Origin of the sequence: Microbacterium sp. dk485 (assembly GCF_004570445.1) — a bacterium.
Taxonomy (GTDB): domain Bacteria; phylum Actinomycetota; class Actinomycetes; order Actinomycetales; family Microbacteriaceae; genus Microbacterium; species Microbacterium wangchenii.
Map to the genome: position 1 here is coordinate 1,520,221 of NZ_SPQW01000001.1, position 12,559 is coordinate 1,532,779.

Sequence of the window (12,559 nt, forward strand, 5' to 3'; positions counted from 1 at the left end):
CAGGGCGCATGCACCGCACCGTGCGACCCCTACCGCCGCACAGATAGGCAGCCACCCGCCGTGACCACCCCTGCGACGCCTGACAGTCCCGACGCCGCCCCTCGCCTCACCGTCCTGGTGGGCTGCGACACCTTCGCTCCCGACATCAACGGCGCCGCCCGTTTCGCCGAGCGCCTCTCGGCCGGACTCGTCGAGCGCGGCCATGACGTGCACGTCATGGCGCCCAACACCGCGTATCGCCGCTCGCATCCGCGCACGGAGGTCATCGAGGGGCAGCCGATGATGCTGCATCGCCTGCCCTCCGTCCGCTGGCCCCCGCATGACTGGCTGCGGTTCGTCTGGCCGTGGCGCTCCAAGCACTATGCGCGCAAGGTGCTGGATGCGGTCAAGCCCGACGTCGTGCACATCCAGTCGCACATCGTGATCGGCCGGGGACTGGCTCGGGAGGCGCGCAAGCGCGGCATCCCCATCGTCGCCACCAACCACGTTATGGCCGAGAACATCCTCGACTTCACCACGCTGCCCGACGCACTCAACCAGGTCGTCGTCAAGCTCGCGTGGGCCGACGCCAAGCGCACCTTCAACCTCACCCGGGCGGTGACGACCCCCACGCGCAAGGCCGCGGACTTCCTCGAGTCGACCATCGACATCCACGGCGTGATTCCCGTCAGCTGCGGCATCGACCGGCGCAACTACTCCCCGCACCTCGCACCGCGCGAGTCCAACCGCATCCTCTTCGTCGGACGACTGACCTCGGAGAAGGGCATCGACGTGCTGCTGCGGGCCGTGGAGCAGCTCGACCCTGCGCTGGATGTCACCCTCGACATCGTCGGCGGCGGAGACCAGCGCAAGAACCTGGAGACCCTCGCCGAGCAGCTGGGGATCTCCGGCCGCGTGACCTTCCACGGGCACGCCAGCGAAGAGGACCTGCGCTCGCTGTACTCGCGTGCGAGCGTCTTCGCGATCGCCTCGATCGCCGAGCTGCAGTCCATCGCGACGATGGAGGCGATGGCCTCGGGCCTGCCCGTGGTCGCCGCCGACGCCGTCGCGCTGCCGCACCTCGTGCACGACGGCGAGAACGGGTACCTGTTCGAGCCGGGCAACGCGGCAGAGATGTCCGCGCGCCTCACCGACGTGCTCACGGCCGATCCGGAGGAGTTCCTGCGCATGCAGCAGGCGTCGCTGGACGGCGTGGTGGTGCACGACATCGAGCGCACGCTCGACACGTTCGAGGCCCTGTACCGCGGCACGCCCCTGCCGGAGTAGCCCGTGCACGTCGTGATGTTCGGCGACCAGCACGTCGAGTCATCCGGCGGCGCGCAGGTGTCGATGCGCCTGCAGCGGCGCTTCCTCGAACGCGCCGGCCACACCGTCACGATCGTCGCCCCGCGCATGCACGCCCGCGCCACGCCCGACGCGGCGTACGTCGACCTCCCCTCGATCCCCGTCACGCTCGACCGGGAGTACTCGATGAGCCTTCCCGGCGCCCGCACCGACCGGTTCGTGGATGCGGCGATGTCCCGCCGCCCGCCGGTGGACGTCGTCCACGTGCAGGCGGACTTCTGGGGCGCGCTCATCGGGCACCGCTTCGCCCGGCGTCACGGCCTGCCCGTCGTGCACACGATGCACAACCGGGTCGACGTGGGAATCGCCGCGGTCGCCCCCTTCCCCGGCCTGGTTCTGCGCGTGCTCAACGCGGGGGCGCGACGCGTCCTCGGCGTGAGCTCCCGCGCGGCGGGGTCCGGATCCGACGGGTGGTCGTATCTGCGTCTGCTGGCCGGCGGGGTCGACGCGGTGACGGCGCCCTCGGGCCACTTCGCGCGCCGCCTCGAGGCGCACGGGGTCCACCCCGCCGTCGACGTCGTCTGGAACGGGATCGACGACGACGTCCTGGACTCCGCCTCTGCAGCGCCGGCGGACGGGCGCGCTCCCGGCCCTCCGCGGCTGGTGTGGGTGGGCCGGATGAGCGCGGAGAAGCGTCTCCTGCCCTTCCTCGAGGGCCTCGCCGAATCCGGCGTCGCCGCCGACGTGGAGGTCATCGGGGGAGGCGGCCAGGCACGTGCCGCCCGCCGGCTCGTGCGTCGGCGCCGACCCGCGGCATCCGTCGTCTTCACCGGCCGCCTGCCCTACCCCGAGACCCTGCGCCGCATCGCCGCGGCCGACGCGGTCGTGCAGACCTCGATCGGCTTCGAGACGCAGGGCATGACGGTGTTCGAGGCCGCTGCGTTGGGGACCCCTGCTGTGGTCAGCGACCCAGACATCGCCGCTGAGCTCGGCTCGGGCGCCTGGACGGTGGCGGATGCCTCGACGACGGCCCTGGCCGCGACGCTCCGGCAGGCTGCCGCCGACATCACAGCCGGCACGGCGCCCGTCCCCGAGTCGCGCATACGGGAGCTGTTCCGCCAGTCGTCCCGCACGGCGGCGATGGTGGACGTGTATCAGCGGGCGATCGCGGGGCGCAGCGTCAGCTCAGGCTGAGCACTGCGGGGTACAGCAGCCCCCACACGATCGTGGAGATCAGCATCGCGACGCCGATCCCTGTCCCGATGCCCGCGAGGGCCTGAGGGCGCCCGCGCCGGGTGAGTCCGATGATGCCGAGGACGACCGCGGTGACGGCCAGGAGCCCCTCGATGAGGTTGGTCGCCACGCCGATGATGCCGAGCATGCTGACATCGCCGCGGCCGATCGCGCCCACCTGCACGATCATCTGCAGGAACAGGGAGAGCAGGAGCACCGCGCCCACCACGGCCGACGCCAGCCCGAAGGGATTTCCGCGTACGGCGGAGGCGGCCGGGGCGTAGGCCGCGGGGGACGGATATCCGGCGGGGGTGCCGTAGGCCTGGGGGGCAGAAGGGGCGGGCGACTGCGGTGGAGTGGTCACGGTTCCTCGTCTCTGGGGATCCCGAGTCTACGGAGGACGTTCCCGCGATCCGCTCACATCTGCGCAGAGACGCGCACCCGGCGGGCTGCCGCGAAGACGTGCGGAGGCCGGATTGCGGAGTGGGCGGCCGCCGACAGGGGCATCGGCCGCTCGTGCACGGGCGCCGAATGCTCGCGCACGAGCGCCGATCGCTCCGGCAGGGGGGCCACTCGATCCGGCAGGGACGCCGAGCGCTCCGGCACGCGGCAGGGGATGGAGGGAACGGCCCGGTATCCGTCGCGGGCCAGGCCGCCGACGGTGGCGACGATCGCGGCCGTGGCGAGGGCGGCGGTGGCAAGCAGAAGAAGGATCATGGCAGGAAACCTACGCTTGCGCTCAACCTGCCAACAGTGGCAGAGTAGCCACGACCCGAACGATTACTGCCAGCCCGAGGAGCCTCCATGAAGACCGTCGCAGTGATCGTGCAGGACGGATTCGCCCCGTTCGAATTCGGCGTCGCATGCGAGGCGTTCGGACTGGACCGGACGGCCGACGGGATTCCCAACTTCGACTTCCGCATCGTCACGCCCGATCCCGGCGCCGTGGCATCCAAGATGCCGTTCTCGATCAATATCGAGAACGACCTGTCCTTCGCCTATGAAGCCGACCTGGTCGTGGTGTCGCCGACGACGCCGGAGTACTGGGCACACGTGGACGAACGCGTGCTCGAGGTCATACGGCACGCGGTCGCGCGCGAAGCATGGGTCCTCAGTCTGTGCAGCGGGTCGTTTCTCCTGGCCGCCGCGGGTGTGCTCGACGGCCGCCGCGCCACCACCCACTGGATGTACGCGCAGCGGATGGCCGAGATGTACCCGAGCGCGGACGTCGACCCCGACGTGCTGTACGTCCAAGACGGGCGCATCATCACGAGCGCCGGCACGGCGGCGGGCTTGGATGCGTGCCTGCACCTGCTGCGACAGGAGCTGGGTGCGGAGATGACCAACACGATCGCGCGGCGCATGGTGGTCCCGCCGCAGCGCGACGGCGGCCAGGCGCAGTTCATCGACAAGCCTCTTCCGGTGGCGGCATCCATGTCGCTCGCGCCGGTCAGCGACTGGATGCTGCAGAACCTGCGGGCCGATCTCTCGGTCGACCAGCTCGCCGCCCGCGCGCACATGTCTCCGCGGACCTTCGCGCGCCGGTTCAAGGCCGACTTCGGTGCCACGCCCGCCGCATGGCTCTCTCGGCAGCGCATCCTGCACGCGCAGCGGCTGCTGGAGAAGACCGACCTGGGCCTCGACCGGATCGCATACGAGAGCGGCTTCGGCTCCGCGGCGGTCCTGCGGCAGAACTTCGCGCGCACCCTCGGCCTCACGCCGACCGCCTACCGGTCGCGCTTCCGCCACGTGACCGAGGACCAGGCCGCCTGAGCGGGCCGCGCCCTCCGCACCGCCGCGCCCGAACTCCGCCGCGCCCGAACTCCTCAAGACCGGCGCCCTCGGCGTCGCGCGGGGCGGTTCTCGCCGCATCCGGGCGCGGATTTGAGGAGTTCGGTCAGGCGGCGACGCGCGAGCGGAGGGTCGGGGTCCGCTCCCCGCACTTCCTCGTGCCAGCCCGGCTCAAGCCCGAACTCCTCAAGACCGGTGCCCTCGGTCTCGTGGGGGGCGGTTCTCGCCGCGTCCGGGCGCGGATTTGAGGAGTTCGGTCAGGCGGCAGGTGCGGGGCCTCGGCACCGCGTGCGGGCCCCGGCACCGCGTGGGGTGCCGGGGCCCGGGCGACTACTGCGCCGCGCGGTCGCGCAGCGCGTCGAGGTCGACGGGCGCGCCGGCCGCCTTCTGTCGCAGCGCGTCGGCGCCCTCCACCGTCGACGTGTCGAACGCGAACGTGATGACGGCGGCGGCCAGCGCGTCGGAGTTGACGTCCAGCGCGATGCGGTTGACGTTGCCCTTCAACTGATGCCGGTAGGCCCTCTCGAGCTGCTTGTAGAGCGCGCGGTCAGCGCCCTCACCGGTGAGGTTGTCGCACGGCTGGTGGTAGCACGGGTCGTACGCGACGCCGGCGAGGCCGCCGTACCGCGCCGCCTCCTCCTCGGTCTTGATCTCCTCGGCGCCGGTGAACAGCCCGCCCGCGGGGATGCCGACCGCGATGAACGGGCCGTAGTCGGAGCGGCCGGAGAAATCGGTGTCCTGATAGGGGAGGTCCTTCGAGGTGTAGAACTGCTCGAAGACGTCCTCGATCTCGGCGGAGCCGGGCGGGATGAAGCCCGGTTCGGCGGTGCCGCCGGAGTTGTCACCGTCGTACACGCCGGTGAAGTAGTTCGGCGAGCCGATCATGTCGAAGTTCAGGTACAGCGCGATCTGACCGAGCTGCTCCTCGGCGAGATTCGCGACGTAGTACTCCGAACCGAGCAGGCCCTCCTCCTCGGCGCCCCACCACGCGAACCGCACGGTGTTGGTGGGCTTGACCCGCTTCATCTGGATCGCCGTCTCCAGCAGGCCCGCGCTGCCGGTGCCGTTGTCGTTGATGCCCGCGCCATCCTGCACGCTGTCCAAGTGCGCGCCGGCCATCACGACGTTCGAGTCATCGCCCGTGCCCGTCTCGGCGAGCACGTTGTACGTCGTGCGCTCCTCGGCGAAGTAGTCCACCGTGACGGTCACGATCGCGCCGGGCGTGGACGCCAGATCCTCGCCCACGGGGGAGGACGCGAACACCGCGGGGATGGTGAGGCCGGTCGCGTCGCCGATCATGCCGACCAAGCCCGGACGGCCGTCGTTGGCGACGATGACGCCCGCCGCTCCGGCGTTCTCGGCGTTGAGCGCTTTGAGCGAGAAATCGCACGTTCCGCGTTGCACGAGGGCGATGCCCCCGGCGGGGAAGCCGGTGAAGTCCTCCGGTTCGCAACCGCTCGTGCTCGAGCCGTCGGCCGGGAAGGGGGTCACGAGGTCGACGGGGACGAGGGCGCCGGTGGCCGACCCCTCCGGGCTGCCGCTGTCGAACGAGTTCCGCAGGAAGTCGGTGCCCTCCGCCCACGTCGTCGCCGGATCCTGGCGGGTGAGGGCGCTGTTCTCCTCCGTATAGGTGAAGGGGAACTCCTGCACCTCGGGGGCGTAGCCTGCCCGCTCGAGCTGCTTCACGACATAGTCGACGGATGCCTCGTAGCCGGGGCGGCCGGCGGCGCGGTCGCCGTAGGAGTCGGCGATCCGCTGGAAATGCTTCAGGTGCCTGAGGACGTTGTTGACCTTGACGGCTTTGGTCAGGGTTTCGACGGTGTCGGCGTCGCGGGCCGCGAACGCCGGAGTGGCGATCCCGCCCCCACCCACCATCGCCGCCGCCGCGATCACGGCGGCCAGTCTGCGCTTCGTGAACGACATGCATGTTCCTTCCGTGGCTCGGCACCCCCGTTGGCGTCGACGCGCAGAACGCTAACCCCGCGCGCCGCGCGCCGGTAGGGGCCTTTGTGCCCGGGGGTGCATTGCCGCATCGCCCGATGTCCGATAAACTTGAGCCAGCGCGACTCAACTTTGCGCACCGAGTTTTCAGGAGAACACATGAACGCCACCCCGCAGCCCGGGCAGGAGGAGTCCCAGAGCGCCCTCGAGCAGTTCGGGATCAACCTCACCGACCGCGCCCGCCAGGGCAAGCTCGACCCCGTGATCGGTCGAGACAGCGAGATCCGGCGCGTGAGCCAGGTGCTCACCCGTCGCACGAAGAACAATCCCGTGCTCATCGGCGAGCCCGGCGTCGGCAAGACGGCCGTCGTCGAGGGGCTCGCGCAGCGGATCGTCGCCGGCGACGTCGCCGAGAGCCTCAAGGACAAGGAGCTTGTCGCGCTGGACATCTCGGCCCTCGTGGCCGGGGCGATGTACCGCGGCCAGTTCGAAGAACGCCTCAAGAGCGTGCTGAAGGAGATCACCGAATCCGACGGCCGCGTCATCACCTTCATCGACGAGCTGCACGTGCTGATGGGCGCGGGCGGCGGCGAGGGTTCGGTCGCCGCATCCAACATGCTCAAGCCGATGCTCGCGCGCGGCGAGCTGCGCATGATCGGCGCGACGACGCTCGACGAGTACCGCGAGTTCATCGAGAAGGATGCGGCGCTGGAACGCCGCTTCCAGCAGGTCTACGTGGGTGAGCCGAGCGTCGAAGACACCGTGGCGATCCTGCGCGGACTCAAGGAGCGCTACGAGGCGCACCACAAGGTCGCGATCGCCGACTCGGCGCTCGTGGCCGCAGCATCCCTCTCCAACCGGTACATCCCGTCGCGCCAGCTCCCGGACAAGGCGATCGACCTCATCGACGAGGCGGCCTCGCGTCTGCGCATGGAGATCGACTCCGCGCCGCTGGAGATCGACGAACTGCGCCGCCATGTCGACCGGCTCAAGCTCGAGGAGCTCGCGCTGAAGAAGGAGAAGGACGACGCATCCAAGGAGCGCCTCGCGGCGCTGCGCGAGACCCTCGCCGGCGAGCAGGCCCGTCTTAACGAGCTGCAGGCGCGATGGGAGCGCGAGCGCTCGTCGCTGAACCGCGTCGGTGACCTGAAGACCCGGCTGGATGCTGCGCGCGTCGAGGCCGAGCGGGCGCAGCGCGAGGGTGACCTCGAGCGCGCCTCGCGACTGCTGTACGCGGAGATCCCGGCGCTCGAGCGCGAGCTCATGACCGCCGAGCGCGAGGAGACCGAGGGTGAGCGGATGGTCGGCGACCAGGTCACCGAGGAGGACATCGCCGAGGTCATCGCGGCGTGGACCGGCATCCCCGTCGGCAAGCTCATGCAGGGCGAGACGGAGAAGCTCCTGCACCTCGAGTCCGAGCTCGGCAAGCGCCTGATCGGGCAGAAGGAGGCCGTCAAGGCCGTCTCGGACGCGATCCGCCGCTCGCGCGCGGGCATCAGCGACCCGCACCGTCCGGTCGGCTCGTTCATGTTCCTCGGCCCCACGGGTGTGGGCAAGACGGAGCTGGCCAAGGCCCTCGCGGAGTTCCTCTTCGACGACGAGCACGCCATGGTCCGGATCGACATGTCGGAGTACGGCGAGAAGCACTCGGTGTCGCGCCTGGTCGGCGCCCCTCCCGGGTACGTGGGTTACGAGCAGGGCGGTCAGCTGACCGAGGCCGTGCGCCGGCGCCCGTACAGCGTCGTCCTCCTCGACGAGATCGAGAAGGCCCACCCCGAGGTCTTCGACGTGCTCCTGCAGGTCATGGACGACGGCCGCCTGACCGACGGCCAGGGCCGCACGGTCGACTTCACGAACGTCATCCTGATCCTCACGTCCAACCTGGGCTCGCCGATCCTGATCGACCCGACGCTGTCGGCCGAGCAGAAGCGCGAGCAGGTGCAGGCGCTGGTGCGGCAGGCGTTCAAGCCGGAGTTCATCAACCGCCTCGACGACATCGTGATCTTCCACGTGCTCAGCGAGGACGACCTCGCCCAGATCGTCGAGCTCGCCGTCGACGCCCTGCAGCGGCGCCTGCGCGAGCGCCGGCTCACCCTCGCGGTGACCCCCGACGCGCGGGCCTGGCTGGCCGAACGCGGATACGACCCGGTGTTCGGCGCGCGTCCGCTGCGCCGCCTCATCCAGTCGGAGATCCAGGACCGCCTCGCCATGGCGATCCTCGCCGGGCGCGTGCGCGACGGTGACGTCGTGCGGGTGGATGTCGCCGCCGACGGGTCGAGCCTCGTGCTCACCTCCGACGGTGCGCCCACGCCGCCCGACATGTCCGACGACGACGAGGTGATAGAAGCCGTCCTGGACGACTGACCCACCCACGAGACACCACATTCCGGCTGAGGCACCGCGCATCGCGTGATGTTTCGGACGGGATGTGGTGTCTCGTGCGCACGGTAGCGTCGGGGGATGCGGCGGATGCGGGTGATTCGGGCCCTGTGGGGTTCCACGCATCCCGGCCCAACCCTCGTCGTCACGGCACTGTCGCTCGCGCTCGGCCTGGCTGCCGGGCTGGAGCCGTGGCGTCTCGTGCTGCTGGTGGTCGCCGTCTTCAGCGGGCAGGTCTCGGTCGGGCTGTCCAACGACGCCATCGATGCCGCACGCGATGAGGCGGTCGGGCGTCGCGACAAGCCCATCGCCGCCGGCGTCGTCTCCGCCGGCGGCGCGCTCGGCGTCGCGGTGGGCGCGGTCGTCGTCGCCCTCGTCCTGTCCGCACCGCTGGGGGCGGGGATGCTGGCCGCCCACGCGGTCGCGCTGGCCGCGGCGTGGGCGTACAACGCCGGACTCAAGGCCACCGCCTTCTCGATCGTCCCGTTCGTGCTGAGCTTCGGGCTCTTCCCGTCCTTCGCGACGCTGTCGCTGCCCGGCGGCACTCCCGCGCCGGCGTGGGCGGGCATCGCGGGGGCGGCACTGGGCGCCGCCGTGCACCTGACCAACGTGCTCCCCGACCTGGACGATGACCGGGCCACCGGCATCCGCGGCCTGCCGCACCGCCTGGGTGCGCGCGTCAGCGCCGTCGTCGCGGCGGCGGGCGTCGTCGTCGGGGCGCTTTCCGTTCTCGTGGGCTCCTCCGCCGGGGAGCTGGGGGACGTGCCCGTCGTCGGCTGGATCTTCTTCGCGGCGGCCGCCGCGACGGCCGCCGCGACCGGCGTCCGGGTGCTCGTGCGTCCGCCCGACCGCACGGTGTTCCGTCTCGTGATGCTCGCCGCCCTCCTGCTGGCCGCGCAGCTCGTCGCCACCGGCGGCGCGCTCACGGCATAGCCACCGTTCCGCCCACGCAGGGGCCTCGACGGAGAGCTACGCGTCGCGGTCGAAGCCCATCGCGTAGGCGTGGGCGAGCAGCGTCCCCGCCGGCGTCGCCAGCGCCGCGCGCATCGCTGTGCGTCGCGCGGCGTCCATGCGCGCGGACGCCGGGCGGCCGAGGAACGTGTTCATGGTGGCGATGACCCCCGACACGCGCGCGGACGCCCGCCGCCGCCGCTCCCACCGCGCCAGGTCGGCATCGGGCGCCTCGCCCGAGCGCACCCAGCGCGCGACGAGCGGAGCCAGGGTCACCGCATCCAGGAGTCCGAGGTTCATGCCCTGTCCGCCCATGGGGCTCACCTCGTGCGCGGCGTCGCCGATGGCCAGGAGCGCGCCGCGGCGCATGCGCGGGGCGACGGTGCGGCGGATGGCGAAACCGTCGGCGGCGGCGATCTCCTCCGCCGCCGCGTGCTCGCCCCGCGCGTGCAGCGCCGCCCGCAGGACGGCCGCGCGTGCCGTGGGATCGTCCAGACCGGATGGCGCGGGGGTGACGTACCGGCGCTGCCCGCCCGGCAGCGGGAACGACTCCAGCACACCCTCGCGGTCCAGGTGCACGACGGCGTACTCCGGCCCGCCCGTGCCGACATCGGCCATGACGTACCGGTCGGGGTAGGGCTGGACGCGCACCGCCTCGGGCCGGTACAGCAGCGACCGGGAGCGCGGCCCGGCGGCCAGCACGACCACCCGTGCGGAGAGCTCTCGCTCGACGCCGTCGGCGCGGAACACCACGGCCGGATGCGTCCCGCCGCGCAGCGCCGTGACCTCGCCGACGATCGGGGCCGGAGCATCCGCTGCCAGTGCCCGGTGCGTCGCGGGCTGCGGCAGGGTCGCGACGAACGGGAAGCGCCGCGAGAGCCGGTCGAAACGCACGACGCCCAGCACGCGGCCGCCCGAGCGGGCCTGACCGCTCGTGACCCGCTGCGCCTCCGCGAGCAGGCGCTCGGTGGCGCCGGACCCCTCCAGTGCGGCCAGCACCGGCGCGTGCACGCCGATCGCGCGCGACCCTTCGGAGGGGTCCGTCCGTCGCTCCACGACGGCGACGTCGACGCCGCGCCGGGCGAGTTCGGCCGAGAGCAGCGTGCCCACGGGGCCGGCGCCGACCACGATGACGTCAGGCATGGCCGCGCGCCTCCGCGAGCACGCGGAAGGGAGCCGCCGGCGAGACGCGCCATCCGTCTCCGAGTTCTCGCTCCAGTTCTTCCGGGCGGTAGCTGCGGCGGATGGAGCGCAGCCCGTCGGTGCGCAGCAGCGTGCCGGGCGCGAGCGGCGTGATCCCGACGGCGTACAGGCCGTAGGCCACGGGGCTGCGGGCGATGTCGCTGTGCAGCACGACGCCGCGCGACAGCGCGCGCGAATCGTCCGTGAAGGTCGCGAACGACTCCGAGTCGAGGTGATGCAGCACATGATTGGACACCACGACGTCGTACCGCTCGCCGGCCTCCACGAGCGCGCGCGAGTCGGTGCACACGAACTGCACGCCCGACCCTTCACGTGTGATCGCCGCGGCGTGGGCGCGCGGATCGGGGTCGGCGCCGGTGACGGAGACCGCCAGTGCGTCGCGCCGCGCGAGGGCGACCAGCCGCTCGGCGAGGTCGCCGCCGCCCGATCCGAGATCCAGCACGCGCGCGGGCCGGCCCAGCCCGCTGAGATACGGCCGCAGGGTGCTCCGCCACACCGTCCCCCACCCGGAGACGAGGCGGTTCACCACGCCGAACCGCCGGTAGGTCGCCGCCAGCAGCTCCGGGTCGCACGCCGGATCGTCCATCAGCTCCGTCAGCGCGGCGTCGCGTTCACGCAGGTTCATCGCGCCGCGAGGGCGGGCTGCCGAGCTTCCGCGGGATGCTGCGCGGCCGCCGCATCCCGCACCGTCATGCGGGCCGATTCCACCGTGAGGCCGGGGCCGAACGCCATCGCCCCGATGCGCTGGCCGTCGGGCCGGGTGTCGTCCTCGAGGATCGCCCGCAGGATGAACAGCAGCGTCGCACTGGACATGTTGCCGTAGTCGCGCAGCACCTGACGCGAGGCTGCCAGGGCGTCGGGGGCGAGGCTGAGCCCGCTCTCGACGCGGTCGAGGATGCTGCGGCCGCCGGGGTGCACGGCCCATGCGTCCACCGCATCCGGCCCCCCGAAGACGTCGTCGACGATGCCGCGGACCTGGCGTCCGATGATGCGGGGGACCTCCGCGGTGAGGGTCATCTCGAATCCGGCGTCGCCGACGATCCACATCATGTCCCGCTCGCCCTCATCGCTCAGGCGCGTCGCGAATGCGCCCAGCTCGAGGCGCCGGCTCCGGCCGCGCGCCGGGTCGCCGGAGACGACGGCGGCTGCGGCGCCGTCGGCGAAGACGGAGGCGGCCACGATCTGCTCGGGGTCGTCGGAGCTGCGGATGTGCAGCGAGCACAGTTCGACGGCGGCGATGAGGACGACCGCATCCGGAGTGGCGGCGACGATGCGCGCGGCCATCCGCAGTGCCGGCATGGCGGCCGCGCACCCGATGAAGCCGAGGTGGTCGCGTTCGACGGACGGGTTCAGGCCGAGGTCGCGGACGAGCAGCGCGTCGGGACCGGGGGCGAACAGTCCGGTGCACGACACGGTGATGACGTGCGTCACCTCGGCCGGGTCGACGTCGGCGGAGGCGAGCGCCGCGCGCCCGGCGGCGGCCAGCAGCGGCGGCGCGGCGCGGCGGAATTCGTCGTTGCGGGCGCGCGTGGTGGGGGAGAGCAGGCGGCCCTCTGACTGCACGTGCAGCCCGGACGCCTCGCCGCCGAGCTCGGCCAGTACCGTGTGGCGCGTCTCGATGGCGGATGCGGCGAACGCGGCGGTGATGATCCGCCGGGCACGCCGGTCGATGTCGGGCTGTGCGGCCATGATCTCGCGCACCTCGTCCTGAGCGAGACGCGTCGGAGGCAGAGCGGTTCCGAAGCCGAGGATGCTGGCGGTCATGGTTCACTCTAGG

General features: G+C 71.9%; 11 protein-coding genes. 5 read left to right on the forward strand and 6 right to left on the reverse strand.

Going from position 1 to position 12,559, the window contains the following annotated elements; all coding sequences use genetic code 11:
• Positions 1-60: 60 nt before the first annotated feature.
• On the forward strand, positions 61-1,266 hold the full coding sequence (locus E4V99_RS07145) for a glycosyltransferase (protein ID WP_135070256.1): 1,206 nt from the start codon (positions 61-63) through the stop codon (positions 1,264-1,266).
• A gap of 3 nt (positions 1,267-1,269) precedes the next feature.
• On the forward strand, positions 1,270-2,478 hold the full coding sequence (locus E4V99_RS07150) for a glycosyltransferase (RefSeq protein WP_135116787.1): 1,209 nt from the start codon (positions 1,270-1,272) through the stop codon (positions 2,476-2,478).
• Here the strand turns inward: E4V99_RS07150 and E4V99_RS07155 are convergent.
• Positions 2,465-2,881 carry a hypothetical protein gene (locus E4V99_RS07155; protein WP_135116788.1) on the reverse strand — a complete coding sequence of 139 codons (417 nt, stop codon included), beginning with the start codon at positions 2,879-2,881 and terminating at the stop codon, positions 2,465-2,467. The two genes, E4V99_RS07150 and E4V99_RS07155, sit on opposite strands and share 14 nt — an antisense overlap.
• Positions 2,882-2,934: 53 nt before the next feature.
• The gene (locus tag E4V99_RS07160) at positions 2,935-3,234 is read right to left on the reverse strand and encodes a hypothetical protein (RefSeq protein ID WP_135116789.1); all 300 of its coding nucleotides are present in this window, start codon (positions 3,232-3,234) and stop codon (positions 2,935-2,937) included.
• An 87-nt stretch (positions 3,235-3,321) separates the two neighbouring features.
• On the opposite strand from E4V99_RS07160, the gene E4V99_RS07165 reads away from it, so the two are divergent.
• Positions 3,322-4,290, forward strand: coding sequence for a helix-turn-helix domain-containing protein (locus E4V99_RS07165; RefSeq protein WP_135070244.1), 969 nt, complete (start codon positions 3,322-3,324; stop codon positions 4,288-4,290).
• Between the two features lie 348 nt (positions 4,291-4,638).
• Here E4V99_RS07165 and E4V99_RS07170 read toward each other — a convergent pair whose 3' ends face one another.
• Complete coding sequence (locus E4V99_RS07170) at positions 4,639-6,231, reverse strand: M28 family peptidase (RefSeq protein WP_135116790.1); 1,593 nt, start codon at positions 6,229-6,231, stop codon at positions 4,639-4,641.
• A 177-nt stretch (positions 6,232-6,408) separates the two neighbouring features.
• On the opposite strand from E4V99_RS07170, the gene E4V99_RS07175 reads away from it, so the two are divergent.
• Both E4V99_RS07175 and E4V99_RS07180 read left to right on the forward strand, forming a co-directional pair.
• A complete protein-coding gene (locus E4V99_RS07175) occupies positions 6,409-8,613 on the forward strand; it encodes an AAA family ATPase (RefSeq protein WP_135116791.1) in 2,205 nt (734 codons plus the stop codon).
• A 105-nt stretch (positions 8,614-8,718) separates the two neighbouring features.
• Complete coding sequence (locus E4V99_RS07180; protein WP_135116792.1) at positions 8,719-9,561, forward strand: UbiA family prenyltransferase; 843 nt, start codon at positions 8,719-8,721, stop codon at positions 9,559-9,561.
• Between the two features lie 36 nt (positions 9,562-9,597).
• Here E4V99_RS07180 and E4V99_RS07185 read toward each other — a convergent pair whose 3' ends face one another.
• From E4V99_RS07185 to E4V99_RS07195, 3 genes are read right to left on the reverse strand one after another with little or no spacing between them, the layout of a single operon-like run.
• A complete protein-coding gene (locus E4V99_RS07185; RefSeq protein ID WP_135116793.1) occupies positions 9,598-10,722 on the reverse strand; it encodes an NAD(P)/FAD-dependent oxidoreductase in 1,125 nt (374 codons plus the stop codon).
• Positions 10,715-11,407, reverse strand: a complete 693-nt coding sequence (locus E4V99_RS07190; protein WP_135070231.1) for a methyltransferase domain-containing protein — start codon at positions 11,405-11,407, stop codon at positions 10,715-10,717. Before E4V99_RS07190 ends, E4V99_RS07185 begins: the two co-directional genes overlap by 8 nt.
• Positions 11,404-12,546 (reverse strand): type III polyketide synthase, encoded by a 1,143-nt coding sequence (locus E4V99_RS07195; RefSeq protein ID WP_135116794.1) that lies wholly within the window; start codon positions 12,544-12,546, stop codon positions 11,404-11,406. The genes E4V99_RS07190 and E4V99_RS07195 overlap by 4 nt, the downstream gene beginning before the upstream one ends.
• Positions 12,547-12,559 lie beyond the last annotated feature (13 nt).

Excerpts from the sequence above, each read along its gene's own strand:
- E4V99_RS07195 (WP_135116794.1), bottom strand. The coding sequence starts at position 12,546 with ATGACCGCCAGCATCCTCGGCTTCGGAACCGCTCTGCCTCCGACGCGT.
- E4V99_RS07185 (WP_135116793.1), bottom strand. The coding sequence starts at position 10,722 with ATGCCTGACGTCATCGTGGTCGGCGCCGGCCCCGTGGGCACGCTGCTC.
- E4V99_RS07190 (WP_135070231.1), bottom strand. The coding sequence starts at position 11,407 with ATGAACCTGCGTGAACGCGACGCCGCGCTGACGGAGCTGATGGACGAT.
- E4V99_RS07180 (WP_135116792.1), top strand. The coding sequence starts at position 8,719 with ATGCGGGTGATTCGGGCCCTGTGGGGTTCCACGCATCCCGGCCCAACC.
- E4V99_RS07160 (WP_135116789.1), bottom strand. The coding sequence starts at position 3,234 with ATGATCCTTCTTCTGCTTGCCACCGCCGCCCTCGCCACGGCCGCGATC.
- E4V99_RS07170 (WP_135116790.1), bottom strand. The coding sequence starts at position 6,231 with ATGTCGTTCACGAAGCGCAGACTGGCCGCCGTGATCGCGGCGGCGGCG.
- E4V99_RS07165 (WP_135070244.1), top strand. The coding sequence starts at position 3,322 with ATGAAGACCGTCGCAGTGATCGTGCAGGACGGATTCGCCCCGTTCGAA.
- E4V99_RS07175 (WP_135116791.1), top strand. The coding sequence starts at position 6,409 with ATGAACGCCACCCCGCAGCCCGGGCAGGAGGAGTCCCAGAGCGCCCTC.